This window comes from Agrobacterium sp. 22-214-1 (assembly GCF_053522465.1).
Genome location: NZ_JBNWCK010000002.1, coordinates 570,253 through 596,269, shown reverse-complemented (window position 1 = coordinate 596,269; position 26,017 = coordinate 570,253). Strand labels below are relative to the sequence as shown.

The following is a 26,017-nucleotide window of genomic DNA, read 5'->3' as shown; positions in this document are numbered from 1 at the left end:
CCACGGCAGAAGGTTTGCCGCCAATCGCAAATGGTCGCTTGAACAGAACCTTGGGTTATGGAAGAGATGACGCCGGAGGTTTCCATGAACGCCCGACAGCTTGAAATTTTCCGCGCCATCATGCGCGACGGTTCCGTGACGGCGGCGGCCAATTCGCTTGCCGTTTCCCAGCCCGGCGTCAGCAAGGTGCTGCATCATCTGGAAAGCCAGCTGGGTTACAAGCTGTTCGAGCGCATCGGCGGGCGGTTGGTGCCGACGATGGAAGCACATCTGATCTATGAGGATGCCGACCGGGTTTTTCGCGAACTTGAAGTTCTGAAAAAGCTGACGCGCACCATCGGCGAGCGCAAGCTTGGCCTTCTGCGCATCGGCGCCAGCCTGCCGGTCACCTATTCCGTGCTGCCCGAGGCGCTGCTTGCCTTCCGGCAGGCGCATCCGACCGTCAAAATCCACCTCAACGCCCTGCCCAAAAAAGAGATTGCCGAACAATTGCTGCTGGGCGACATCGATTTTGCGGTAACGCTCTCCACCATTCAGGCGCCGACGGTGCGCAGCGAAATCCTCGCCTCCGTACCGGTCGTGGCGGTGATGCGGCATGATGATGCCCTGGCCGAAATGATGACGGTGACGCCCCGCGACCTCGCCGGTAGACCGCTGATTTCCTATGGCAACCATGCGGACGAGATCGGCCCGCAGCTGAACGAGGTCTTCGAACGCGATGGGCTTATACGGGATGTCTCGGTGCAGGTCACCTCATCCGTTGGCGCGGTACCGCTGGTGCGCGGCGGCATCGGCATCGCCCTTGTCGACGGCCTGGTGCGCTGGAACAGGTTCGAGGGGGTGACGGTGCGCCCGTTCATGCCTGAAGTAACGATGAATGTCGCCGTTTCCACCAACACGGCCCGGCCGCTCTCGCGTTTCTTCAAACCCTTCGTCGGTGAATTGCGAGAGCTCTTTCGCGCCCTTCCCGCGCAGAATTGACGGATAAAACAATACCCGCAAGGCCTGAGCCTGCGGGTATTGCAGTCCGCCGCATGTGTTAGAACGATCAGCTTTTCGGCAGGCCGGGCGGGTTGGTCCGCGATTCCGGCAGGGCTTCTTCCGATAGCTGCCAGCGATCCAGAATCTTCGCGTAAGCGCCGCTCTTGATCAGGTCGTTGGTGGCAAGCGTCAGCGCATCGGCCAGTCCCGATCCCTTGCGGGTAGTGATGGCGACATCGGAACGCTCCGGCCAGCCGGCGGAAAGGGTCCCGACACGCTTGATGGTCTTGTCACGCGCGGCGATGAAGACCAGCTGCGCATGCGGCTGAACGATCACATCCGCCCGCCCCGCTGAAAGCGCCACAAGCCGGGTCGCTTCATCATCGTAATATTGCAGCTCGATCGGCTTCAATCCGGCGGCGACGTTTTCGTCGCTCCATTTCAGCATAATACGCTCCTGATTGGTGCCGGCGCCGACGATGATCCTCAGGCCGGCCGCGTCCTTCGGCTCGTGGATGGCGGTTATGCCGCTGTCTGCCTTGACGAAAAATCCGTGCAGGCCCTGACGATAGGTGGAGAAATCGAACTTCTCCTTGCGCTGCTCGGTAACGCCCACATTCGAGATCACCGCATCGTATTTGCCGGAGGCAAGCCCCAGCGGCCAGTCCGCCCAGGCAACCGCCACCAGTTCCAGCTCCAAGCCGAGGCTGTCGGCCACCGCAAGCGCATAATCGGGATCTGCACCGACCACCGTTTTTGCATCCGTCGCATAGGTTGCCAGCGGCGGTCCGCCGGGTGCGACCGCGACGGTGAGTTTGCCCGGTGTGACGAATTTGAAATCCTTCGGAACGGCGGCAATTGCGCCGGGGTCTTTCTCAACCCGGATGCGGCCGGGCTGATCCGGCGACAGGTCGAAGACATCGGTTGCGAAAGCCGACCCAAGACCGGCGATGGAGAGAAAGGCGCCGAGCGTGGCCGTGGTAAGACGAGAGGTGAAGGTCATTGTGGTTTCCCGATAGAATGCCCGATAGAATGACTGTGGGACGGAGGTAGCGCGGACGGGAGGATGCCCGCGCTACCGGCTGAGTGATGTCCCACCTTCAACTCAGCTTTTGGCAACTCAGCCTTTGGAAGATCTGGCCTCAGCTCTTGGGCAGACCGGGCGGATTGGTGCGGGATTCGGTGATGGCTTCGGAACCGAGATTCCAGCGGGCGAGAACCTTGCCGTAATTGCCGTTCTTGATCTGGGCGTTCAGCGCGGCGGTGATGGCCTCCGCTATGCCTGCGTCCTTTTTCGAAGCGACGGCGATCTCGGCCGCTTCCGGCCAGCCGCCGGAGAAGGTGCCGACAAGCTTCGTCTTCTTCTGGCTTGCCGCCTGGAAGGCAGAGGTCGCGTTGGGGCCGAGATAGGCATCCGCACGGCCGGATTGCAGGGCGACGTCAAGCACGGCCTGATCGTCGTAATATTGCACCTCGGTATCGGCCAGCCCCTTCGCCTTGTTGTCCTTGATCCATTTCAGCAGGATCTGCTCCTGATTGGTGGCGGCCCCGACGATGACCTTTAACCCTGCGACATCCTCCGGCTTGCCGATGGATGTGACCTTGCTGTTATTGCCGACATAAAATCCCAGCAGATCGTTGCGGTAGCTGGAAAAATCGAACTTTTCCTTGCGGGCTTCCGTCACCGTGATGTTGGAAGTAACGGCGTCATATTTGCCGGATGCAAGACCGAGCGGCCAGTCCGCCCAGGCAATAGGCACAAGCTGCAGCTCGAGGCCAAGGCTGTCGGCGACCAGCTGGGCGATATCCGGCTCCACGCCGATCGGCGTTTTCGTGTCGCTCGCATAATCCACCAGCGGCAGGCGGAAGGGAACGGTCGCGACCGTCAGCTTTCCATCGGCAATGAACTTGTGGCCGGCGGGCAGAAGCTTGATTGCCTCTTCCACCTTTTCGGCGCGCACCCGCCCCTTCTGTTCAGGCGACAGGTCAACCTCCTGCGCATGCGCGGCCGGGATGAGCGCAGCGGTGGCGGTGAAAAGACCGCCGGCAAGCAGGGACAATAATTTCGATGAAAAAGCCATGTGAGTGTTTCCTTTGTTGTTGATTAGAGAACTTTTGCGAGAAATTCGGCCGTGCGCGGGTGGTCCGGCTTGTTGAACACTTTCTCCGGCGTGCCCGTTTCGAGAATGCGGCCCTGTTCCATGAAGACGACCCTGTCGGAGACTTCGCGGGCAAAGCCGATTTCGTGGGTGACGATGATGAGGGTGACGCCGGAGCGGGACAGCTCCTTGATGACATCCAGCACCTCATTGACCAGCTCCGGGTCGAGCGCGGATGTCGGCTCGTCGAAGAGCAGCACCTTCGGCCGCAGCGCTAAGGCCCGGGCAATCGCCACACGCTGCTGCTGCCCGCCGGAAAGCTGGCGGGGATAAGCGCCTGCCTTTTCGGCCAGACCGACGCGGGCCAGAAGATCGCGCGCCTCGGCTTCCGCCTGTTCTTTCGATATGCCGCGAACCACGACCGGCGCTTCGGCGATGTTCTCAAGTGCCGTCAGATGCGGGAACAGGTTGAAGCTCTGGAACACCATGCCCACTTCGACGCGGCGCTTGAGGATTTCCCGTTCCTTCAATTCATAAAGCGTGTCGCCCTTCTGACGATAGCCGACCAGTTCACCGTCGATGGCGATGAAGCCGTCGTCGACACGCTCCAGATGGTTGATGGAGCGCAGCAAGGTGGACTTGCCGGAGCCGGACTGGCCGAGAATGGTGGTGACGCTGCCTGCCGGAATGGAGAGCGTGACATCGTCCAGCACCTTCAGTGTTCCGAAGGACTTGGAAACGCCGTGGATATTGACCGAACCGCCACGATTGCCGAGCTGGAAACTTCCCGTCCTGGCGGCGGCCGGTCGTTCAGGTCTTTCAATGGCGGGCGCTGGCGTCTCCACCGCTTCCGGCAAAGGCTTGCGCGGCAGGAATGTGCGATAGAGCGTGGCAAGCAGCGAGGGCGGCGGATTGCGCAACGCGCCGCGCGAGAAGTGCCGTTCGATGTGGTGCTGAACGATGGAAAGCGCAGTCAGGATCACCAGATACCAGACGGTGGCGACCATCAGCAGCGGGATCACTTCCAGATTGCGGCGATAGATGATCTGGATCGTATAGAACAGTTCCGGCAGCGCGAGGATATAGACCTGCGACGTGCCCTTGGCGAGGCCGATAATATCGTTGAAGGCCGTGGGCAGGATAGAGCGCATCGCCTGCGGCAGGACGATGCGGGACGCCTGCCGCCTGCGCGGAAGGCCGAGCGCGGCGGCGGCTTCGAGCTGCCCCTGATCGACTGAAAGGATTCCGCCGCGAACGATTTCGGAGGCGAAAGCGGCCTGATTGAGCGTCAGCCCCAAAACGGCCGCCGCAAAGGGCGTCATCAGCTGTGTCGTATTCCAGCTGAAGAAATTGATGCCGGTATAGGGCACACCGATTGTCACGGTTTCATAGAGATAGCCGAGATTATTGAGGATCAGCAAAAGCACGATCAGCGGGATGGAGCGAAAAATCCAGATATAGGTCCAGGAGACAGCGACCAGCAGCGGCGAACGGGAAACACGGGCAAGCGCCAGCAGGGTTCCCAACACAAAACCAAACAATGCACCGAGCGCGGTCAGGAGCAGCGTCCGGCCGAGACCGACCAGCACCGGTTCGGCGAAGAACCATTCGGCAAACACATCCCAGCCCCAGCGCGGGTTGCCGAAAACGGAATGCACGACGGCGGCAATGATGAGGACGGAGAAAACCGTGCCCACCGTCCGCAGCGGGTAGCGGGCCGGAACGATGCGGAAATGGGAGTAACCGGCCGTGATCGGTTCACTCTTCTTGTCGCCCACGGCGAGATGCGGAAAATCAGAGGCCATCGTCATCGGAAAAAGCCTTTCACGGATGGGCGGAAGAGGGTTGCGGCCGGACAGTCGCTATCGGCGCTCCTCCCGGAACCGAGACGGGTGCGGGTTCGGACAGCCATTTTTCGAAGGGCAACGACCGGATCGTCTCGGGATCGGCCGCGGTATCGAACAAAGCGCGATAACCATTGGTGAGATAAAGACCGACCGCTTCCGGCTGACGGAAGCCGGTGGTCAAATAAACGCGGGCATAACCCTGTCGGATCGCCTGCTGCTCCAGTTCCCGGAGCACGATTTTCGCAAGCCCTTGCCGGCGATGGGCGGAATGGGTCCAGACCCGCTTGAATTCCGCCGTTTCGTCGTCGTAGCGCATGAAGGCGCCGCCGGCGATCGCTTTGCCGTCACGCAGGAGCAGCAGGAAATTACCCGATGGCGGGCTGAAGGCTTCCGGCGGATATTTGTTCAGCTCTGCCTTGGCCCCCTCCGCATTGAAGAACGTGCCGTAGCGGCTGTCATATTCGAACAGCAACTCCTCCAGAAGCGGGGTTGCGAGCGGATCCTTGACCGATGTGTAGAAGAAACTGTCGCTCATGTCCTTGTCCTAATTTTCGCGTCAGGAGAGATAGGCTTCCGCCAGCCGCACCCAGAAGCGTGCTGCCGGCGTGATGATCGCGTCGTTGAAATCATAGTGGGGGCTGTGCAGCGGCGCGCTGTCGCCATTGCCGACGAAGAGATAGGAACCGGGCCGCTCCTGCAGCATGAAGGCGAAATCCTCGCTCGCCGTGCGCGGCTGGAAGGCTTCGGCGACTTGCCCGGCGGCGAAATGCCGTTTGGCGACATCCCGGGCGAAGACCGTCTGAGGGGTGTGATTGATGACCGGCGGGAACCCACGGGAATAGGCGACCTCGGCCTTCGCGCCGAAGCTCTCGGCCTGCGCTTTGGCCAGCGCCGGAAGCCGCTCCTCCAGCCTGTCACGCACGGCAGGCGAGAACGCCCGGGCGGTGATCTGAAGCTCGACGCTTTCGGGAATGACGTTGGAGGCGGTTCCGCCATGGATGGAACCGACCGTCAGCACCGCCATCTCGCGCGGATCGACATTGCGCGAAACGATGCTCTGCAGGGCGGTGACGAAGCTTGCCGAGGCGAGAACCGGATCGACCGTCTCATGCGGCGCGGCGCCATGCCCGCCCTTGCCGACGATCCGCACCTTCGCCTTGTCGACGGAGGCCATGGCAGGGCCTTCGACGAAGCCGAAATGTCCGGTGTCGACACCCGGCCAATTGTGCAGCCCGAAGACCGCATCGACCGGAAACCGCTCGAAAAGCCGGTCCTTTATCATCGCCCTTGCCCCGGCGCCGATCTCCTCGGCCGGCTGGAAGATCAGCGTCAGCGTGCCGGAAAAATTCGATGTTTCGGCAAGATACCGGGCAGCGGCAAGCAGGATCGTCGTATGACCATCGTGACCGCAGGCATGCATGACGCCCTGCGTCTGGCTGGCATAGGCAAGGCCGGTTTCCTCGATAATCGGCAGGGCGTCGATATCGGCGCGAATGCCGACGCGCTTGTCGCCATGACCGCGTTTCAACGTGGCGACAACGCCGTGGCCGCCGACACCTTCCGTCACCTCATATCCGAACGACAAGAGATAGCGGGCAATGAGCGCCGCGGTGCGTTTTTCCTTGAGCGAAAGCTCGGGATGCCGGTGGAGATCATGCCGGATGGCGATGCTCTCGTCGATGAAGGCAAGGATTCCCCGTTCGGCGTCGTCCTGCGGACGCGCGCCGTCAATGCGGATATTCATGGTTCTGTCTCCTGCGCGGCTCGCTACGCGCCGCGTCTTGAAATCTGCACCGGGCGGCAATCGTCTCCGCCCGGCTGCAAGCTCAGGCGATGGCCTTGTCCGACCCGTTTTCGTGGCGGGAATAGACGCTTTCCCTGAAAGGCAGGCCGAGATGGTCGCGCAGCGTCACCCCTTCCAGATGCGGATCGAAATAACCGCGCCGCTGCAGCACCGGGATGACGAGGCGGATGAAATCGTCCAGTCCCTCGGCAATTACCGGGAATCCCAGAATGAAGCCATCGGCCGCATCGTGCTCCACCCAGCGGATGATTTCGTCGGCCACCTTGTCCGGGGTGCCGATGAAACCTTCACGCGGGGTCGCTGCCTCCAGCGCCGCCTCACGCAGCGTCTGGTTCTTTTCCTTTGCCCGCCGCTTGATGCGGTCGGTCGTGGAGCGGAAACTGTTCTTGCCGATCTCGCCGAGTTCGGGGAAAGGCTCATCCAGCGGATAGACGCTGAAATCGTGATGATCGAAGAAACGGCCGAGATAGGCCAGCGCATCCTCGATGGTGATGAGGTTGCGGATGACGTCGTATTTCGCCTCCGCTTCCTCCTGCGTCTCGCCAACGATCGGGCCGATGCCGGGGAAAATCTTCACATCGGCAGCGGACCTGCCCTGCGCGACGGCGCTCTGTTTCACGCGCTTGAGGAAGGTCTGGTTTTCCTCCAGCGAAGCGGAATTGGTGAAGACCGCGTCCGCATGTTTGCCCGCAAGACCGATGCCGGCATCGGAGGAACCGGCCTGGAATACGACCGGCTGCCCCTGCGGCGAACGCTGGATATTGAGCGGGCCTTCCACCTGGAAGAAGCGGCCCTTATGGCCGAGCGTATGGAGTTTGGCGCGGTCGAAGAACTGTCCCGTCTCGCGGTTGCGCAGGAAAGCGTCATCGTCCCAGCTATCCCACAGGCCCTTGATCACTTCGAGATATTCGTCGGCAATCTCGTAACGCAGCGCATGTTCGGGGTGGTTGCGGCTGTAGTTCTTCGCCGTACCTTCAAGCGGCGTCGTCACGGCATTCCACCCGGCGCGGCCGCCGCTCAGGAGATCGAGCGAGGCGAACTGGCGGGCAATGGTGAAGGGGTCGCTATAGGAGGTCGAAACGGTGCCGGCGAGACCGATCTTCGAGGTCACGGAGGCGAGCGCCGAAAGGATCGTCAGCGGCTCGAACCGGTTGAGGAAATGCGGGATCGACTTGTCATTGATATAGAGCCCATCCGCCACGAAAGCGAAGGCGATGCCCGCCGCTTCCGCCTTCAACGCGGTCTTCCTGAAAAAGTCGAAATTGACGCTGGCATCCACCGGGCTTTTGGGGTGCCGCCAGGCATTCATGTGCCCGCCGGGGCCTTGAAGCATGATGCCGAAACGGATTTTCTTTCTCGTCATGTCATTCCCTCCTCAGAGAAAATTACGCCGCCCGGGAAAGGCGATGCGTGGCAAGCAGTTCTATCGAGGCAAGCCGCTGATCGGCACCGACATGCGGCGGCTCGATGATGAATTCCTCGATGCCGTGCTCTTCGGAAAGCGAACGAAGCGCCTTGTGAATATCCTCCGGCCCACCATGCAGGACGTTCGGCTTGCGCTCTTCGATGCGGTAATCGGCATCCCCGGACTGGCGGGCGAATTCCTCCGCCTGTTCACGCCGGCCAAGGTTGAACGCCCTGCCGTCGCTGAGGAATACCCGGTAGATGCGCTGACCTTCCACCTGTCTCGCGGCATGGGCGGGGTCACTGGCCGCAAAAGCCGACAAAGCAAGGATCGGAGCGCTTCCGCCGCTTTCTTCCCGGAAAGCCGAGAGGCTGCGGCGAAGAACCTCCGCATCGCCATTGAGGTGGCCGGCAAAGACGAAATTCCATCCCCTTGAAGCCGCAAGTCTTGCGCTTTCCGGGCTGGCGCCGAGCAGGAATCGTTCCGCAGCGACCGGCGGCGCAGGTGTTGCCCGCAGCCCGGCCTGTGCGTGGTCCTGCGGCGCGGCGCCGGACAAAAACGTGGTGAGTTCACTGAAGGCCGTTTCGAAATCGGGTTTACGGGCAGGATCATAGGCCTGCTGCAAGGCCGACGTCGCCAGCGGCAACCCGCCCGGTGTCTTGCCGATGCCGAGATCGACCCGGCCCGGCGCGAGCGACGACAGCACGTTGAAAACCTCGGCGACCTTGTAAGGGCTATAGTGCTGCAACATGACGCCGCCCGAGCCGACGCGGATGTGGGAGGTCTTCGCCAATATCCACGCAACCAGCGCTTCCGGTGCGGAACCGGCAAGCTCCGGCGAATTGTGATGTTCGGCCACCCAGAAACGGCGGTAACCCAGCTCTTCGGCGCGTCTGGCAAGATTGATCGTATCGCGGAATGCACTCGCCGCGTCCTCACCCGTCGGAACCGGGCTCTTGTCCAGCAAACTGAGCGTATACATCATCACCTCGCGTGTCTTTGATGCATACTTTGTCTACCGATTTTATATTCTAATAAAGGATGATCGTTCCACGTTGCAGCGCGATCAGAGAAAATATTGTTTTCAGTGATGTTTTCGGAAGCCGGCCCTGGCAAAGCCATTGGTAGAGCCGAAGGAATGGACCAAAAAGGCTGCAACAAGCCGTTTTCCGCGCCAAACCCGGACGAAACGGGCTTGCGCCGGAATTCGCTAAAAACTACTTAGTAAGTTAGGAATATGGCCCGGCGCTATAAAACGTGCCGACTCTCTTTTCGGATCATGCGATGTTGACCAAAAAAGGCAAATATGGATTAAAGGCTCTTGTCGATCTGGCGCGGCTGCCCCAGGGCGAGACCGCCTTCGTGACCGAAATTGCGGCCCGCAACAATATCCCGAAAAAATTCCTGGATACTATTCTTCTGGAGCTGCGCAATAGCGGCATTCTGCGCTCCAAGAAGGGGCCGAATGGCGGTTATTCGCTGTCTAAAATGCCATCCGAAATCATGATCGGGCAAGTCATCCGCACGCTGGACGGTCCCCTGGCCCCCATCCGCTGTGCAAGCCGCACGGCTTTTGAAGCCTGTGACGACTGCGATGATCCGGAGACCTGTCAGGTCAGGGTTTCGATGACGGACGTGCGTGACGCCATCGCAACCATTCTGGACAACATGACACTCGCACAATTCGTGGCCAAGGACGGGCAGAACGCTCGCTCCATTCCGGCCGGCGAATAGGATTCCGCGCGGCCCTTCATTCGAGCTTTGCCTATTGCCTGCGCAGATCGTCGTCCAGCGACGCGATCAGCCCGGCTTCACTGACGCCTTCGACAAGACCGAGGCGCGCCATCAGGATTTCAAGCGTGATGGCATTGTTGCGAACCGAGCGAAAGGTGACGTTTTCCGCTCCCACCTGCGCCGCATCGATATTGGCCGCAAGGCTGGATATCTGCGCCTTCAGGAGCTCGATGGCGAGAAATATTTCGCCTATCACGGGCCGCGCCGCACCATCGCCGGCCAGCCTGTCGATCAGCAGCGCCGAAAGTTCACGCTGCTTTTGCCCCAGAGCCACTGCGGCTTTCAAAAGGGTGGAAACGGAAACGGCCAGATTTCCGGCTCCCTGAGCCAGGAACACCACCTGATCGGCGCGTAACAGACCTTCCCATGACGTATTGGGGCGGTTGCGCAGAACGACAAGCAAAGGCTGCCCGGCCGTGTTGACGGCCGGCACGACAATCCAGTCCGCGTCACCCCTCACCGACCCCGCAACGTCATCGGGAAGCCGCAGGGCGTAGTCGTCTTCCGTCACCGTAACCGCCTGATCCAGATCCGCGGCAGATATTGCCAGTGCGAAGGTCTCGCCAAGATCGAGACGGGCGAAAAGTGCCTTGCGCTGGTCTTCGCTGCCCGCATTCCTGATGAATTCAAGCGCGGTGAAATGTTCGACGAGATCATGCGCCGCCGCCGCATCGGCTGCGGAAATGATGGCGAGCGCCTGCGAGAGAACATCATTGGTGATGTCTGTCCCGCCCAGTTCCGTTGGAACGGAAAGAGCAAGAAGACCGGAACGGGCGATCCGCGCATGGATTTGCCCGGGACTTTCAACGGCGCAGTTTTCGGCGATCGTCCGGGCAACGGTCAGCACATCGATATCCGCGCCGAGGCGTGGAGGAACGAAACGAAGTCTTTCGCCGAGAGGCGTGACGGATCCCATGCTCAACTCCCTCAAACAATGACAAAGTGAAAGCGCCGAATGGCCGGCGCTCAGTCCAGAGAATGATAACGCCCGTTTTGATAGAGCAGCGAATGGCCGGAGCCGATGCGGATCGCCTCAACCTTGCCGATGACGATGACATGGCTGTGCCGTTCGATCGTCTCTTCAATGGTGCAATCGATCGCGGCAACAGCGTCTTCGAGAATGGGCGCACCGCTCGACAGCCGGGTCCATTCCGCACCGCGATACCGGTCCGGGCCCTTCAGGCCGCCGATGCCGGCAAACTGATTGGCGACGAACTGATGGTTCGCCCCGACGATGTTGACGGCGAGATGACCGAAACGCTGCACCACCGGCCATGTGGATGAGGAGCGGTTGAGCGCCACCAGAATGCGCGGCGGATCGACCGACAAAGCGGTGGCCGAGGTCACGGTCGCGCCCGTTCGCTCGTCGCCCTCACCCGCCGTAATCACGCTGACACCGCCGCCCAGCGTTCTCAGCGCCGCCTTGAGGCTGTCGGCATCCGCCGCCTTGCCGGCGACCGGGTCGCGGAGGTTGATGAATTGTTGATCCTTGGCCGCATATTGCAATGTCATCGGGTTGCTCCTGAAAACAGCTGAATTGTTCAATAGCTAGCAGCGGCGGCGGGGGGTGAAATAGACATCGTTTTCCATAATGATAATATTCTATAGAAATAATGTTTTATGTGCCGCCGTCCGATTTCGCCCCGCCGCAAGGATACCTGCCTAAAAGGTGGGAGGCACAGGTCGCCTCCCGTCGATGGATCAGGATCCGGACACCAACTTGACGTTACCGCCATGACCGCCGCCGCCGAAAACCTGTTTCGTGCCGAAAGAAGATCGTATCTGGTTGCGGGGTCCGCCAAGGCCGATTTCCGGAAACAGCAGTTCGGATAGCCGATAGGCTTCCTCCAGATGCGGATAACCCGAGGCGATGACGGTATCGATGCCCAGCGCCTGATATTCCCTGAGGCGCGCCGCCACCGTCTTCGGCGAACCGACCAGCGCCGTGCCCGCACCCGAACGGACGAGACCGATGCCCGCCCATAAATTCGGCGAGACTTCCAGCCGGTCGCGCCGGCCATTGTGCAGCGCCTGCATTCTCGCCTGCCCGACGGAATCCGAAGCCTTGGAGAAGACCTCCTGAGCGGATGCGATGGTTTCGTCGGAAAGCTTCGAGATCAGCCGGTCGGCATCGGCCCACGCTTCCTCGTCTGTTTCGCGAACGATGAAATGCAGCCGGATACCGAAGGTAACCTCCCGCCCTTTTTTGGCGGCGGCGGCGCGCACCTTGGCGATTTTTTCAGCCACCTGCGCCGGCGGTTCGCCCCAGGTGAGATATTTGTCGGTGATACCGGCCGAAAACTCGATGCCGGCATCGGAGGAGCCGCCAAAATAAATAGGCGGTCGCGGTTCCTGCACCGGCGGCAGGCCGAGTTTTGCGTCCACCGCCTTGATATATTTGCCGTCGAGGTTTCCCTTGCCGGTTTCAATCAGCGAATTGAACACCTGGAAGAACTCCCCGGCGTGATCGTAACGCTCGTCATGCGGCAGGAAAATGCCGTCACCGGCCAATTCCTGCGCGCTGCCGCCAACCACGATGTTGAGAAGCAGCCGGCCATGGGAAACGCGATCAAGCGTCGAAGCAAGCCGCGCATAATAGGCGGGCGAAGCGACGCCCGGACGGATGGCGACAAGGAATTTCAGCTTCTCGGTATAGGCGGCGAGATTGGCCGCAAGGATGAAGGATTCTTCGCAGGCGACACCGGTGGGGATGAGCACGCCTGAATAACCGAGCCGATCGGCGGCCTGGGCTATTTCCCGGAAATAGCCGGGATCGGCAGGACGCGAAAGATCATCCGAGCCCAGATAGCTGCCATCGCCTGAGGTGGGTATGAACCACAGAAAATCGAGTGGTTTATCGGATGTGCTCATCGGCAGGTCCTCTGCAATCTGCCCTCGGGCAATGCGCTTGATGATAAAAGGGTAGCCAATTCCCCGGCGCGTTTAAGAAATTTTGTTCCAATTTCTATCCGGCGAGGAGAGTTTCTCTCCCGGATAAACCGCGCTTCGAAGAGAAAAGGAGCCCTCGCTGATGGTCGTCAGAAGACCGGATAAAGGCCGAGCATCGCAAAGTTCATTTCGCAAATCTCTTCCCGTTCGAGTTCGAGATCGCTTTTCTCCTGCCTGATGCGTCCGGAATGATCCAGAGGATGAAGGCTGACCTGTTCCTCTTCCCGCGGCTGACGCCGGGTCAAACCGAACAGATCGAAAGTAAACGCATGAAGTCCCTGCGGCATGTGCGCCTCCTTTGCTCAACTCCCCTTATCCTCGGGCGACCGTCCCAAATCGTCAATATTTTCCATAAAATTACTATTCTATAATTGGAGGATCGCCGGCAAATGTGGACTAAGGTTGCGGCGGCGAGAAAAAATCCGTTTCCGGCCGCCGATAATGGGGCCATCGCCGCTTCATCTTGCGACGGCGGTGATTTTCAGGTGTCCGGCCTCACGGCAGGGCAAACCGGCGCTTGAGAAAAAGGCCGGCAAATGCGCCCAAACCGCAAAAAACAAGAAATACCCAACCGGAAAGCGCGCCCGCATGGATGCCCGACAGCAGCACGCCAATGGTGCAGCCAAGCGCGGTCATACCGCCCCAGCCCATCAGCACGCCACCGGCAAACCGTGTCGCCAACCCACCGGCGGAAGGCCATGCGGGCTGAAATTTTCCTGATGAAAGCGCAGACGCGAGACTTGCAAATATCAGTCCCGAAACGAAGAGGCCGTTCGGCGACAGGATCGTCGTTTTAACGGCACTGATGCATCCCCGCACCGTGTCGAGCCCCGCAAGCGTTTCCGGCACCCAGCCCGCCGCAGCCCCTGCCGTTCTGACGATGCTGCCGAGTTCGGCCGTCACCCCGAGCGGCGCGACACGGAAATAGGAAAAGGCGCTGATGGCCGCGACGAGAACCCCTGTGACGACGGGCGGCCAGCGGTCGATGAAAACGCTTCGGAATGCCTGTTGCAGCCGGTTTTCCGGGGCCGCGGTCGCAGAAGCGGGGGCGGTTTTATCGAAAAACAGAACGAGAAGGATCAGAACGATCAACACAGCGCCGGCAATCAGCAGCGCCGGGCCGTATCCCAGATGATGCGGCAACCAGATGGGCCAATCGTCGAAAATGCTGACCGTATAGAGAAAATTCCAGCTGAGAAACGCCAGCAGGAAGCCGACCCCCGCTCCCACTATGGCAAGCACGGAACCGAAGGCCCCCTCACCCAACCGGTAAAAATGCCCTGACAGACAGGAGCCGGAGAGCGCTGCACCGAAACCGAAAACGGTCGCCGCCACCGCCAGAATCCAGCCAACGGGCCCAATATGCGCATTGGGCGGCAGGCGGCCGGGTTGCGGCACCGGCATCCACGCCGCGGTGACGATCTGGTAAAACACCACGCCCGCCAGCAGGGCGACAAGAATAGCCACAACACCGTCCGAACGCCTGCCGTCGATGAAATCGCGAAAATTGCAGAGAAAGCAGAACCGTCCGCGCTGCATCACGATGCCGAAAGCGGCCCCGGCCAGAAGAGAAAAGGCAAGTGGCCTGCCATTCTCAAGCAGCTCCAATCGATAAGCAGCAACCGTCACGGCACATAAGATGGCAAACGCCACGAGGCGGGAAAGGGTCGAGCGCATGGAATACCGGCGAGGTCGGAAGAATGGATGCCGGCGCGCCACCCGATGCGCCGGCTCACGGATGAAGGCAGCTAAGGCTTATTTGCCCGTCCAGACCGTTCCCGTCGGATTGCTGATCGGCACACCGACCGCATTGCCGTACTCGGTCCAGGAACCGTCATAATTGCGGACGTCGTAACCGAGGATCTTTTTCAGCGCGAACCAGGTGTGGCTGGAGCGCTCGCCGATGCGGCAATAGGTGATGATGGGCGCCGAGCCGTCGACGCCCTTCTCGGCATAGATCGCCTTGATCTCTTCGGCCGATTTGAAGGTTCCATCCTTGTTGACGATTGTGCCCCACGGAACATTGACGGCACCGGGGATGTGGCCGGCCCGGACGGACAGCTCCTTGACGCCATCCGGCGCGAAAATCTTGCCGGAATATTCATCCGCCGAGCGGATATCCACCAGCTTGATGTTGTGCTTGCCCTCGGCCACCGCAACGACGTCCACAAAGCGCGCCCGGACCGAGGTGTCGGGCTCGGCAAGCTTCAGTTTCGTTTCGGCCGTTGCCGGTGCGGATGTGTCGAAAGGCAGTCCCTGCGCTTCCCAGAGCTTGCGGCCGCCATCCAGCAATTTCACCCGGTCGCCCAGACCGTAGGTTTCGAAAATCCACGCCCCCCAGGCGGCAAACCAGTTGTTGTTATCGCCATATAGAACGATCGTCGTATCGTCACCCACGCCGGCCTTCTGCAGCAGGGACTGGAAATTATCGCGCGCGGCAATGTCGCGTTTTTCCTTGTCGACGAGATCCGTATGCCAGTTGAGGCTCACCGCACCGGGAATATGCCCGCGCTCATAGACACCCGTATCGACGCTGACTTCAAAGACCCGCACTTTCGGATTGTCGAGATTTTCCTTCAGCCAGTCGGCTGTTACCAGCGCTTCCGAAGCCCCGGCCGTGGCCAACGATATCGTCGACAAAAACAACCCGCCGAGAGCCGACGTTACAAGCTTGATCCTGGACATTTCCTTACCCCTTTCCCTGATTTGATGACCAATGAAAGGTGACGGCAAAACCGACCGGAGCGAAGAAATGCTTTTCTATATTTTTATGGAAAATAAATGCGGCCACTCAAAAACAATCTTCAGGCGAAATTCAAAATTTAATCGGTAAAAATCGCCGATAAAGCGCTCAAAGGTTGCAAACGATGCAAAAAAACCAAAAGAAGCGATCAACCAACCCGCACTCATCCCATTCGGCAAGGAAGGCTGGAAAGCCTCGGCCTTTCTCTAAAAATGCGCGTCGCCCAGGGCAGTCAATCTGCGCAGCCTCGATCCGGCCACCGCCTTTGCGGGTGCGCCATCTGCCTTCAACCGTTCGAGAAGAGCATAACCCTCCGGCCATCGTCCGTAGCCGCTGGCAATATTGATATGTCCGACGGCGCCGAGATTGATGAGATCGCTCCCCCACATGCTCGCACTGCGCGCGAGCTCTTCGAAATCCATATAGGGATCGTTCATGCTGCCCACGACGAGGCTGGGAAACGCAAGCGGTTGCTGCGGAAACGCACCGAACCGGACGATACAGGGATGCATCGCCTCCACGCGGTTGAGATGAGCGGGTGCGACGAGAAGCGCGCCCTTGATTTTGGCGGCCGAGGGGCGAGAGGCCATATTCGCCACCAACAGGCAACCGAGGCTGTGGGCGACGATATAAGCGCTTTCGACTGTCGCCAGCGCGGCCTCGAGACGATCGAGCCAGTCCTCGAGAACCGGGCATTGCCAATTGTCCTGATCGACCAGCCGCGAGTCGGGATCATCCAGCAACCAGTGCCGCTGCCAATGTCCTTCATCCGAACCATTCAGGCCAGGGACAATCAAGGTGGTACACATGCCTGCTCCATAGGTTGTGGGCGGTATGTCGCAAGCATGGTGAATTTCGCGATTTCCGTCGACTATTGCCTTGCTCACCTTTCGAAGCCTCGCGAAAAATCGATCCAGACAATTTCGATCATGAAGAAAATGCGTTCTCATCGATGCAGATAATATCGATCAGGGGGGAATCATTTACTTAAATTTTTTATATAGAAAATATGTGCAATATAGGCTTTCCAGACGGAAAGCTTTTCCTCCGCCGCATAACAAAAGAAACGTCGCTGCTTCGCCGGGCCGCCGCCGCTTTGCCATTCTCGCAGCTGCGGAGGCTTGCACCTCCCGTAGGCCCAAGCGGTGAAGGCCAAACGTCAGCAGGGCCACCCACCGCACCATAAAACGAAAATTCAGGCGGATAATGTGAGCAGCACAAGCGAATTTCTCTGGTACATCCCCAATGACGTCAAACCCGGCCACCGGGGCGACGCCGTCAGCGAAAACCACAACAGTCTCGATACATTGACGAGCCATGCCAGGGCGCTTGAAACCCATGGCTGGAAAGGCGCGCTGCTCGGCACCGGCTGGGGACGTCCGGATACATTTACGGTGGCGGCGGCGCTTGCGGCCCGCACCACCACATTCGAGCCGCTGATCGCTATCCGTCCCGGCTACTGGAAGCCCGCCAACCTCGCATCGGCCGCCGCCACGCTCGACCAGCTTTCCGGCGGTCGAGTTCGGATCAACATCGTTTCCGGCAGGGATGAGCTTGCCGCCTATGGCGATGAAGAAGGCGATCAGACGCAGCGTTATGCCCGCACGAAAGAATTCATGCGGCTGGTGCGGCGGCTCTGGACCGAGGAAAACGTCACTTTTAATGGCGATCATTTCCGGGTGACGAACTCCACCGTTTCGCCACGCATCGCCGCGCGCGAAGGCAGGCCGCATCCCAAACTCTATTTCGGCGGCGCTTCCGAAGCAGCCGAGCAGGTTGCCGCAACCGAGGCCGATGTGCAGCTTTTCTGGGGAGAACCGCTCGCCGGCGTGCGCGAAAGGATCGAGCGGCTCAGGCACTTCAGCGAAAAGCTTGGCCGCGATCTGCCGCCGCTGCAATTCGGCCTGCGGATCACCACGCTGGTACGCGAAACCACAGCCGAGGCATGGCGCGATGCGGAAGCGAAAGTTGCCGAAATGGCCGCAAACAATGGCGTACGCTGGAACGACCATCTTCAGGCCGTGGCGGTCGGCCAGCGCCGCCTGCTGGATTTGCACCGTCAGAGCGACGTGCTGGACGACAATCTCTATACCGCGCCGGGCAAATTCGGCGGCGGCGGGGCGGGAACCACATGGCTTGTCGGTTCGGCGGAAGATGTCGCGGCGTCACTGCGCAAATATCGCGCGCTGGGCATAAGCCATTTCGTTCTTTCCGATACGCCCTATCTCAAGGAAATCGAGCGGCAGGGCGAGAGCTTGCTGCCGCTGCTGCGGGATTGATGGGCGTGGCTTGAAAATGGCCGGCCCGCCTCGGACAAGGCCGCCCATTTGCTTCGTCGGTCAACCGCCCGCCGCCTTGATGCTCTGACGACCGAGGATCGTTCGGATCATATGGCTCTGCGGCGCATGCGCCCTTGCCGTTATGGCGTCACGGTGATGGCGCTCAAGGTCGTAATCCCGGCGCAGGCCGCGATTGCCGCCAAGCTCCAGCGCCAGATCCGTCACCGCCACCGCATTGTCGATGACCACATGGCGAACGGCCAGCGCATCGGTTCCCACCCTCTCCCCCGCATCGACGTCGCGGGCGACCGAGAGGAGGAGGCGTCGGTTCGCCGCCAGCAGCACCTCGATCTGGCCGAGACCTTCCTGAATGCGGGGGATGGAGGACAGCGGTGCGCCAAGGCTTGCCGGAACATGGCCATTCAGATGGCGCAACAGATCGTCCCGCGCCGAAAGCGCGACACCGTGATAGACGGAAGCCAGCAGCACGAAGAAATTATAACCGTCCGCCTCATCGCGCCGCAGCGGCTCATCCGCCGGCTGCTCGGCGACGATGTCGGCAAGCGGCACCTTTACATCTTCCAGCACCAGATCATGGCTGGCTGTGGCGTACATGCCGGTCGCCTCCCATGCTTTTTCCTGGGCGATGCCAGCCGCATCGAGAGGAACAAGAAGCTGGATCAGGCGCGGCGCCTCTTCCGTCGTCACGGCAAGCACGATCGCCCATTTCAGGCCCGGCAGGCCGGTGACGAAGCTCTTGCGGCCATTGACCACCCAAAAATCGCCCTCGATCCGCGCCGTCGTTTCCGGCAGGCCGCCATGGGCGGGGGAACCGACACCCGGCTCCGCCTGCGCATTGTTCAGGAGCGCCGGTTCCCTGCTATTGGCGGCCAGTACCTTTGCAGCAAGTGCTGCCGGCCACTTGCCGCGACCGATCGCGGCATGAACGCTGTAATGCATGGCGAGGATGAGGGCGGTCGATGGGTCGCCCCTGGCAATGGCCGTAATGACGGCATGTGCCGTTTCCATGCCCTCACCCCAGCCGCCATCCTTTTCAGCCGTGACGAGACCCAGCAGGCCGGACTTGAAAAGCGCCTCGAAATTACCGGCGGCGAATTCGCCGCTTTTATCATGGTCCGCAGCAGTCAGGCTGAAATCCCCGGCCAGCGCGGTTGCTACGGCGACCGAATCTGGCCGCTGCGCCGGCGCGTTCGGAACGGCGGAAAGTGCAACGCTCATGCCACCGCCCTTTCATTTGCCGTGACGAAACGGTCGTCGATCCAGTCGCCCAGATCGAAGTCGTTTTCAAGGAAGCCCCATTGATGCAGGAAGTCCTTGTAATGGTCCACGGCACCGACAAGATCGGCATCGAGGCCGAGACCGAGATGGCGGTGAACCTCAGCTCCATTGGCGGCCAGAACCTGCTCCTCCGTCGCACCGGCCTCGCGCGCGATGAAACGGCGCGTCTCCTCCGGGTGCTGTTCCGCCCAGAGCGAGGCCTGGCCGATAGCGTCAACCAGCCGCTGCACCAGATCGGGGCGCTCATCGGCAAGCCGTCCATCAACCGTGAGTACCCGTGGCGAACCGGAATTGATACGTATCTTAGGATCGGGATGAAAACCGAACTCCGCCACCTGCACCGCACCGATCAGGTTCGCGGCGGCAATACCGGCCGTTCCCTTCACGAAAATCGCATCGACCTCGCCCCGCAGCAGCGCGATGATTTCCTCACCGAAGGATTGCCGGCGCTTCAGGCCGAACAGCGACGGCCCTTCCTGCGAGGCCAGCACCGAATCCCTGATGACGATGTCCTTGAGTTCGACATCCTCGACCTTCAGCCCTTCCAGCGAAAGCGCCGAAACGATACCCTTCAGCGCCGTCGCGCGCATGAAATCGACGATGCCTTCCGGTCTGCGCGGCACGCCGAAACGGCGACCGGCGAGATCGGCAAGCGAGCGGATACCGGTCTCCGGCAGGGTGATGATTGCCTGATACTCATCCGTCCACGTCACCCCGATGAGACGCGTATTGCGCCCTTCCGAACGAGCGCGGATGGGCGGCACATTGCCGCCATGGCGGAAGGACCATTCCAGCGTGTGATTGAAATGGCTCTGCCGGACGGAACGGTCAGGCGAATCGATGATGGATTTCAACGCTATGCCGACCTCCTCGAAGGTCTCGCCGAGATAACCGAGCTGTGCCGCCAGCCCTACGGGCGTGGGCACCGGGCAGCGTGTGTACCAGATTTCAGAAAGTGTCGTGCTCATGGCTTTGGCCTCGATGAAAGGGAAAGGTCCCGGCCCGCCGCAAAGGGGGCCGGGTCTGGCGAGACGATCAGGATGCGGCGATATGCGCGAAGGCGAGGCTTCCCGCCACACCTTCGGCACCGATGGTGTGATCGGCGATACGCTTGTTGAAGATGGTGATCTCCGGTGCTGCGACGATGTCGATGGCCGGCACGTCCTCGACGAGGATCTGCTGGATTTCCTTCCATTGCGCGACGCGCTTGTCCGGATCGATCTCGATGGCGGCGGCCTCCAGCAGCGCATCCACCTTCGGATTGCTGTAAGCCGCTCCATTGGAGAAGGGCACGCCCTTCTTGAAGTTCTTCGACCAGTAGAGCCGCTGCACGCCGACAGTCGGATCGAAGAGATTGCTCATGCCCTCATAGGCAAAGTCGAAATCGCGATCCGTGTAGATACGCTTGGTATAGGTGGCGAAATCCTGCGTCCGCACCGTCACGTCCACGCCGACCTTCGCCAGCGCCTGGCGAATATAATCCGCACCGCGCGGATAGGCCTCGGTGCTCGGCACGTAATCCAGATTAAGCTTGAAACGGATTCCATCCGCACCGCGCTTGTATCCGGCCTCATCCAGCAGCGCTTCCGCCGCCTTCAGATCGATCGGATAGGTCTTCAGATCGTCCACGAACCATTTCGTCAGCTTCGGATTGATCGGCCCGGTGATCGTTGCACCATAACCGAAATTAACAGTGTTGAAGATGACGTTGCGGTCAATCACATGCGCGAAGGCACGGCGGACGCGGACATCCTTGAACACGTCCTTTTCGAGGTTGAATTCCACGCGGCTGATCGAATTGGTATATTGATAGCCGTTGGTCTCGAAGCCGAGGCTCGGCAGCTCCTTCAACCGGTCGAGATCGCTATAGGCGACCGGCGTGCTGGGCGCGAGATCGATCTCACCGGTTTCGATGGCAATCGCCCGGGCCGAAGCGTCCGGAATGAAGCGAACGATGAGCTTGTCGAGATAGGGGCGCGGCGCATCCCAATAATCGGCATTGCGCTCGAAAACGATATGACTGCCACGCACCCACTCCTTGAACTTGAACGGGCCGGTGCCGATGGGGGCGAGATTGACCGGGTTTTCGGTCACCTTCGTACCCTCATAAAGATGTTTCGGCACGATGGGCGTTTCGGCGGCGGCGAGCGCCGTGATCAGATAGGGCGCGGGTTTGGAGAGAACCAGAACCGCCGTCAGTTCGTCCGGTGTCTCGACCTCGGTGAGGTTCAGGAATGTATTGCGGCCGCGCGGATGCACTTCCTTGATGGTATTGATGGAGAACGCCACGTCAGTGGAGGTGAAAGGCTTGCCGTCATGCCACTTCACGCCGGGCCTCAGCTTGAAGCTGTAACGCAGACCATCCGCGCTCACTTCCCATGATTTGGCCAAGAGCGGTTTGGGATTGAGGTCAAAATCATAGGTCAACAACCCTTCGGTGACCTTGGGCGATATATAGACGGAATTATAGGCTGTGTGTGCGATGGTCGTCAGCACCGGCGGCTCCGATGAGATGAGCAGGGTGGCCGTGCCACCGCTTGCCGGCTCCGCCGCGTTGAGCTTCAGCCCCGGCAACGACACCACGCCAAGCGCCACGGACGCCAGCAGAAATCCACGCCGCGTCGTCTGGTTGAAAATAGTCATGCGATACCCTCTCCTTGATTGAACCGGCGAAAAACCGGCAAACTGAACCACCGCGTTTAGGAAGAAGTTTGTTCCCCAGACGAGAACGAGCTTGGCATGAAGAACCAATCATTCTCATAAACAGGAATTATCTTTTCTTTATGGCGCATATTTTCGTAAATTTCAGAAAATAATTCTATTACTCTTTGACAAATTCCATAAAATTAGTCAACTAATACCAACGCCTCCTGGGGCCGATTTCATATTTCCACGCTTACGGACTGGAGCCGATGTCGAATTCGAAACGGATTTTATCGCAGGCAAAAAGGGTGGCCATTCAGGCCGTCCCGACGGTCCTCGGTATCGTCATCCTGAACTTCTTCCTGCTGCAACTGGCGCCCGGCGATGCGGCCGATGTGCTGGCCGCTGAAGCGGGTTCGGCGACCGTCGAAACCATGGCTGAAATCCGCAATCGCTTCGGGCTCGATCTGCCGGTTCTGCATCAGCTTATGAATTATCTCGGCAATCTCGCGCAATTCAGCCTCGGCTTTTCGCCGCGTTACGGCATGCCGGTGGCAGACCTCATCGGCCAGCGTCTGCCCGGCACACTCGCCCTGATGGGCGCGGCACTCGGCATTGCGATTTTTGTCGGCGTGTTTCTCGGCTCGATCATGGCGCTTTTTTCCGGCAAGCTGCCGGACCGGATCATTTCCATCGGTTCGCTGATCTTCTATTCCGTGCCGGGTTTCTGGATCGGCCTGATGTTGATCCTGACCTTCTCAGTGAAGCTCGGCTGGCTTCCCTCCGGCGGCGACAGCACCATCGGCAGCAGCCTCACCGGTCTCAACGCCCTGCTGGACCGGCTGCGTTATATCGTTCTTCCCGCCCTTTCGCTCGCGCTTTATTTTCTGGCCATCTATGCCCGCCTTACCCGCGCGGCGATGCTGGAAGTGAAATCCCAGGACTATGTGCGCACGGCGCGCGCCAAGGGCGTCTCTCCGCTCCGGCTCACCACGCGCCATATCCTGCGCAACGCGCTCATCCCCATCACCACCATGGCCGGCATGCATATCGGCGGCCTGCTCGGCGGCGCGGTCGTCGTCGAAACCGTCTTCAGCTGGCCGGGTCTTGGCCGTCTTGCTTTCGAAGCCGTCATGGCGCGGGATTTCAGCGTGCTGCTGGGCATTCTGCTTCTCTCCTCCCTCGTCGTCATCATCGTCAATGCAGCCGTGGACCTGTTGCAGGCATGGCTCGACCCCCGCATCGGAGAAAGCCGATGAATTCCTCCCAGACCACCGCTGTCCTCGGCACGGCCGAACTCAGCGCCGAAGACAACAATCCCAAACCGAAGAAACCGGAAGAAAAAGCCTGGCCCTATATCCATGCGCCGGATGCACTTTCGGCCCGCTCCGTCTCCGTGCCCCGGCGCGGCCTGCGGCGGGAACTGAAAATCTTCCTCACCAATCCAAACGCCATCGTCGGGCTGCTGTTTCTCGCAACCGTCATCGTCACCGCACTGATCGCCCCCTTGATCTATCCCGGTGATCCGTTGGAAATGGTGGCCCGCCCGTTCCTGTGGCCGGGCCAGAACGTGGCCTATCCGCTCGGCACTGATTCCATGGGCCGGGATGTTCTAGCCGGCATCGTGCATGGCGCGCGCATCTCGCTCACCGTCGGGGTCGTAGCGACGCTGATCGGGCTCACGATCGGCATCGCGGTCGGCGCCTTCGCCGGTTATTTCGGCGGCGTCATTGATGATATCCTCGTCAAGCTGATCGAAATCTTCCAGACCCTGCCGAATTTCGTGCTGCTGGTGGTGCTCGTCGCCATCGCCCAGCCGTCGGTCACCACGGTCACATCGGCCATCGGCATCATCACCTGGCCACTGGTTGCACGACTTACCCGCGCCGAATTCCGCGCCATCCGCGAGAAAGACTATGTGCTCGCCGCCCGCAGCCTCGGTTACGGCCATGCGCGCATCGTCTTTCAGGAAATCCTGCCCAATGCGCTGCCGCCGATCATCGTCACCTCCTCCGTCATGGTGGCGGGCGCGATCCTCATGGAGGCGGCACTCTCCTTCATGGGGCTTGGCGATCCGAACCGCGTGTCCTGGGGGTCGATGATCGGTTCCGGCCGCGATGTCATCCGCACCGCCTGGTATCTGACAGCCCTTCCCGGCCTTGCCATCGTCTTCACCGTCATTTCGCTGAACCTCATCAGCGATGGCCTCAACGATGCGCTCAACCCCCGTTTTTCGGAGGAACGCCGATGAGCAAATTGATCGAAGTCCATGATCTCTCCGTCAGCTTCGGCTCCGCCCAGCCGGTGAAAGGTGTCAGTTTCGATGTCAGCCCCGGCGAAATGCTGGCCATTGTCGGCGAAAGCGGCTCTGGCAAATCCCTGACGGCGCTCGGCCTCATCGGTCTTTTGCCATCCCACGCCAAGACCGGCGGCCGGGTTCTGCTCGAGGGCCGCGACCTGCTACCGCTTTCCGAGCGGCAATGGCGCGGCATTCGCGGCCGGGATATCGGCATGATCTTTCAGGAGCCGATGACCTCGCTCAACCCTGTCCTGACGGTTGGCGAGCAGATCATCGAGGTGCTGCGCATCCATGAAAAGATCGACCGGCATCAGGCGCGCAAACGCGCCATCGAGCTTCTGGACCTGGTCAATATTCCAGACGCCCGCCGCCGGGTGGACGATTATCCGCACCAGCTTTCCGGCGGCATGCGCCAGCGCGTAATGATCGCCATCGGCGTCGCCTGCAATCCGAAACTGCTGATCGCCGACGAGGCGACGACGGCGCTCGACGTGACGATACAGGCGCAGATCCTGCAACTGCTCGACAATCTGCGCCGCGATCTCAACATGGCCGTCATCCTCATCACCCACGATCTTGGCATCGTGGCGCAATGGGCGGACCGGGTGATGGTCATGTATGCCGGCCGCAAGGTGGAGGAGGGATTGCCGGAACCGGTTTTCTCCAACCCCTACCATCCCTATACGCGCGGCCTGCTCGCCGCCTCGCCGCGCGCGGAAGACGGGCAGCATTATCGCGACGGGCCGCTCATCGAGATTCCGGGCTCCATCGTTTCCGCCACGGGGGAGCGCGGCTGCGCCTTCCGGCCACGCTGTCCGAGCGCCCGCGGCTTCTGCGGGCAGTTCGTGCCGCCGCTGCGGCAAATCTCGCAAGGCCGTTACGCCGCCTGCCCCTTCGTTGCTCCCACATCCCACGAGGTACCCGATGGCGCTCTTGTCAGTGCATAGTCTTTCCACCCATTATACGGGCGGACGCGGCACCGTGCGCGCCGTCGACGATGTCTCCCTCGATATCGAGGCGGGCGAGACCGTGGCGCTGGTGGGCGAATCCGGTTGCGGCAAATCCTCGCTCGGCAAATCGCTGATGCGTCTGGTCGAGCCATCTTCCGGCCGGATCACCTTCAAGGGTGCCGACGTCACGGCAATGACATCGTCCGAACTGCGCGGCATCCGCCGCCGCATCCAGATGATCTTTCAGGACCCCTTCGCCTCGCTCAACCCGCGCCAGACTGTGCGCACCATTCTCACCGGACCACTGAAGGTGCACGGCATCGGCGACAGGGCGCGCCAGCGAGAGATCGTCGAAGCCATCGTCGCGCAGGTGGGCCTGCCGGCGGATTCGCTCGACCGTTATCCGCATGAATTTTCCGGCGGCCAGCGCCAGCGCATCGGCATTGCCCGCGCGCTGGTTCTGGAACCGGAACTGGTGGTCTGCGACGAGCCGGTCTCGGCGCTCGATCTGTCGATACAGGCGCAAATCCTCAATCTTCTGGTGGAGATGAAGAAGCGGCTTTCGCTGTCCTATCTCTTCGTCTCCCACGACCTTTCCGTGGTGCGTTATTTCTCCGATCGCGTGCTGGTCATGTATCTCGGCAAGATCGTGGAAAGCGCACCGACATCGGAACTCTGGGCTTCCCCGAAGCACCCCTATACGCGCGCGCTTCTCGCCGCCGTTCCCGATCCCGCCCGCCGCAAGCAGGCGGCACCGATTTCCGGCGACCTGCCGAGCCCGCATAACCCGCCATCCGGCTGCCGGTTTCACACCCGCTGCCCGCTCGCCACCGAGCTCTGTCGCGAAAAAGCGCCGGATTACACCCTTTTCGGCAAGAACCACGCCGTGGCCTGCCACCATGCCCAATAACTTGAAGGAGCAACC

General features: G+C 60.6%; 24 protein-coding genes. 7 read left to right on the top strand and 17 right to left on the bottom strand.

Translation table 11 applies throughout. The annotated features are described in order from the left end of the window. Window positions 1-57: 57 nt before the first annotated feature. Window positions 58-981: a LysR family transcriptional regulator gene (locus tag ACQZ5G_RS12535; RefSeq protein ID WP_448738134.1), complete on the top strand. Its 924-nt coding sequence runs from the start codon at window positions 58-60 to the stop codon at window positions 979-981. Window positions 982-1,048: 67 nt separating this feature from the next. Here the strand turns inward: ACQZ5G_RS12535 and ACQZ5G_RS12530 are convergent, their stop codons facing one another. The 7 genes from ACQZ5G_RS12530 to ACQZ5G_RS12500 form a co-directional block, all read right to left on the bottom strand. Next, entirely contained in the window at window positions 1,049-1,984 is a 936-nt protein-coding gene (locus tag ACQZ5G_RS12530; RefSeq protein WP_448738135.1) for an ABC transporter substrate-binding protein, read from the bottom strand. Window positions 1,985-2,123: 139 nt separating this feature from the next. Further along, window positions 2,124-3,062: an ABC transporter substrate-binding protein gene (locus tag ACQZ5G_RS12525; protein WP_020809915.1), complete on the bottom strand. Its 939-nt coding sequence runs from the start codon at window positions 3,060-3,062 to the stop codon at window positions 2,124-2,126. A gap of 23 nt (window positions 3,063-3,085) precedes the next feature. Beyond that, entirely contained in the window at window positions 3,086-4,891 is a 1,806-nt protein-coding gene (locus tag ACQZ5G_RS12520; RefSeq protein WP_448738136.1) for an amino acid ABC transporter permease/ATP-binding protein, read from the bottom strand. A 13-nt stretch (window positions 4,892-4,904) separates the two neighbouring features. Continuing rightward, on the bottom strand, window positions 4,905-5,462 hold the full coding sequence (locus tag ACQZ5G_RS12515; protein WP_003524676.1) for a GNAT family N-acetyltransferase: 558 nt from the start codon (window positions 5,460-5,462) through the stop codon (window positions 4,905-4,907). Between the two features lie 21 nt (window positions 5,463-5,483). Continuing rightward, window positions 5,484-6,671, bottom strand: coding sequence for a M20 aminoacylase family protein (locus tag ACQZ5G_RS12510; protein ID WP_448738137.1), 1,188 nt, complete (start codon window positions 6,669-6,671; stop codon window positions 5,484-5,486). Window positions 6,672-6,753: 82 nt separating this feature from the next. Next, complete coding sequence (locus ACQZ5G_RS12505) at window positions 6,754-8,094, bottom strand: LLM class flavin-dependent oxidoreductase (protein ID WP_448738138.1); 1,341 nt, start codon at window positions 8,092-8,094, stop codon at window positions 6,754-6,756. Window positions 8,095-8,116: 22 nt separating this feature from the next. Next, on the bottom strand, window positions 8,117-9,121 hold the full coding sequence (locus ACQZ5G_RS12500; RefSeq protein WP_448738139.1) for an LLM class flavin-dependent oxidoreductase: 1,005 nt from the start codon (window positions 9,119-9,121) through the stop codon (window positions 8,117-8,119). A gap of 299 nt (window positions 9,122-9,420) precedes the next feature. Here ACQZ5G_RS12500 and ACQZ5G_RS12495 point away from each other — a divergent pair, with 299 nt between their 5' ends. Then, window positions 9,421-9,870 (top strand): RrF2 family transcriptional regulator, encoded by a 450-nt coding sequence (locus tag ACQZ5G_RS12495; protein ID WP_003524680.1) that lies wholly within the window; start codon window positions 9,421-9,423, stop codon window positions 9,868-9,870. Between the two features lie 31 nt (window positions 9,871-9,901). On the opposite strand, the gene ACQZ5G_RS12490 is transcribed toward ACQZ5G_RS12495, so the two are convergent. The 7 genes from ACQZ5G_RS12490 to ACQZ5G_RS12460 all read right to left on the bottom strand — a co-directional run bounded on the left by ACQZ5G_RS12490 (window position 9,902) and on the right by ACQZ5G_RS12460 (window position 16,431). Further along, entirely contained in the window at window positions 9,902-10,846 is a 945-nt protein-coding gene (locus ACQZ5G_RS12490) for an acyl-CoA dehydrogenase family protein (RefSeq protein WP_003524681.1), read from the bottom strand. 50 nt (window positions 10,847-10,896) lie between these two features. Next, a complete protein-coding gene (locus tag ACQZ5G_RS12485; RefSeq protein ID WP_003524682.1) occupies window positions 10,897-11,442 on the bottom strand; it encodes a flavin reductase family protein in 546 nt (181 codons plus the stop codon). A gap of 189 nt (window positions 11,443-11,631) precedes the next feature. Next, on the bottom strand, window positions 11,632-12,801 hold the full coding sequence (gene ssuD / locus ACQZ5G_RS12480) for an FMNH2-dependent alkanesulfonate monooxygenase (RefSeq protein WP_448738140.1): 1,170 nt from the start codon (window positions 12,799-12,801) through the stop codon (window positions 11,632-11,634). Window positions 12,802-12,968: 167 nt separating this feature from the next. Beyond that, entirely contained in the window at window positions 12,969-13,166 is a 198-nt protein-coding gene (locus ACQZ5G_RS12475) for a hypothetical protein (RefSeq protein WP_003524684.1), read from the bottom strand. A gap of 208 nt (window positions 13,167-13,374) precedes the next feature. Beyond that, complete coding sequence (locus ACQZ5G_RS12470; RefSeq protein WP_448738141.1) at window positions 13,375-14,556, bottom strand: YeeE/YedE family protein; 1,182 nt, start codon at window positions 14,554-14,556, stop codon at window positions 13,375-13,377. 78 nt (window positions 14,557-14,634) lie between these two features. Next, window positions 14,635-15,564 carry a sulfurtransferase gene (locus ACQZ5G_RS12465; protein ID WP_448738142.1) on the bottom strand — a complete coding sequence of 310 codons (930 nt, stop codon included), beginning with the start codon at window positions 15,562-15,564 and terminating at the stop codon, window positions 14,635-14,637. 264 nt (window positions 15,565-15,828) lie between these two features. Further along, window positions 15,829-16,431 carry an alpha/beta hydrolase gene (locus tag ACQZ5G_RS12460; RefSeq protein WP_448738143.1) on the bottom strand — a complete coding sequence of 201 codons (603 nt, stop codon included), beginning with the start codon at window positions 16,429-16,431 and terminating at the stop codon, window positions 15,829-15,831. A gap of 399 nt (window positions 16,432-16,830) precedes the next feature. On the opposite strand from ACQZ5G_RS12460, the gene ACQZ5G_RS12455 reads away from it, so the two are divergent. Then, on the top strand, window positions 16,831-17,901 hold the full coding sequence (locus ACQZ5G_RS12455) for an LLM class flavin-dependent oxidoreductase (RefSeq protein ID WP_448738144.1): 1,071 nt from the start codon (window positions 16,831-16,833) through the stop codon (window positions 17,899-17,901). Window positions 17,902-17,961: 60 nt separating this feature from the next. Here the strand turns inward: ACQZ5G_RS12455 and ACQZ5G_RS12450 are convergent, their stop codons facing one another. From ACQZ5G_RS12450 to ACQZ5G_RS12440, 3 genes are all read right to left on the bottom strand, one after another. Further along, window positions 17,962-19,140 (bottom strand): acyl-CoA dehydrogenase family protein, encoded by a 1,179-nt coding sequence (locus tag ACQZ5G_RS12450; protein ID WP_448738145.1) that lies wholly within the window; start codon window positions 19,138-19,140, stop codon window positions 17,962-17,964. Next, entirely contained in the window at window positions 19,137-20,168 is a 1,032-nt protein-coding gene (locus tag ACQZ5G_RS12445) for an ABC transporter substrate-binding protein (RefSeq protein ID WP_448738146.1), read from the bottom strand. The genes ACQZ5G_RS12450 and ACQZ5G_RS12445 overlap by 4 nt, the downstream gene beginning before the upstream one ends. Window positions 20,169-20,235: 67 nt before the next feature. Beyond that, a complete protein-coding gene (locus tag ACQZ5G_RS12440) occupies window positions 20,236-21,843 on the bottom strand; it encodes an ABC transporter substrate-binding protein (RefSeq protein ID WP_448738147.1) in 1,608 nt (535 codons plus the stop codon). Window positions 21,844-22,112: 269 nt separating this feature from the next. Between ACQZ5G_RS12440 and ACQZ5G_RS12435 the strand changes: the two genes are divergently transcribed. From ACQZ5G_RS12435 to ACQZ5G_RS12420, 4 genes are read left to right on the top strand one after another with little or no spacing between them, the layout of a single operon-like run. Next, window positions 22,113-23,102, top strand: coding sequence for an ABC transporter permease (locus tag ACQZ5G_RS12435; RefSeq protein ID WP_035240494.1), 990 nt, complete (start codon window positions 22,113-22,115; stop codon window positions 23,100-23,102). Then, a complete protein-coding gene (locus tag ACQZ5G_RS12430; RefSeq protein WP_448738148.1) occupies window positions 23,099-24,094 on the top strand; it encodes an ABC transporter permease in 996 nt (331 codons plus the stop codon). Before ACQZ5G_RS12435 ends, ACQZ5G_RS12430 begins: the two co-directional genes overlap by 4 nt. Next, complete coding sequence (locus ACQZ5G_RS12425) at window positions 24,091-25,089, top strand: ABC transporter ATP-binding protein (protein ID WP_448738149.1); 999 nt, start codon at window positions 24,091-24,093, stop codon at window positions 25,087-25,089. Before ACQZ5G_RS12430 ends, ACQZ5G_RS12425 begins: the two co-directional genes overlap by 4 nt. Next, window positions 25,067-26,002, top strand: a complete 936-nt coding sequence (locus tag ACQZ5G_RS12420; protein WP_448738150.1) for an ABC transporter ATP-binding protein — start codon at window positions 25,067-25,069, stop codon at window positions 26,000-26,002. Before ACQZ5G_RS12425 ends, ACQZ5G_RS12420 begins: the two co-directional genes overlap by 23 nt. The last annotated feature ends 15 nt before the right edge of the window (window positions 26,003-26,017 follow it).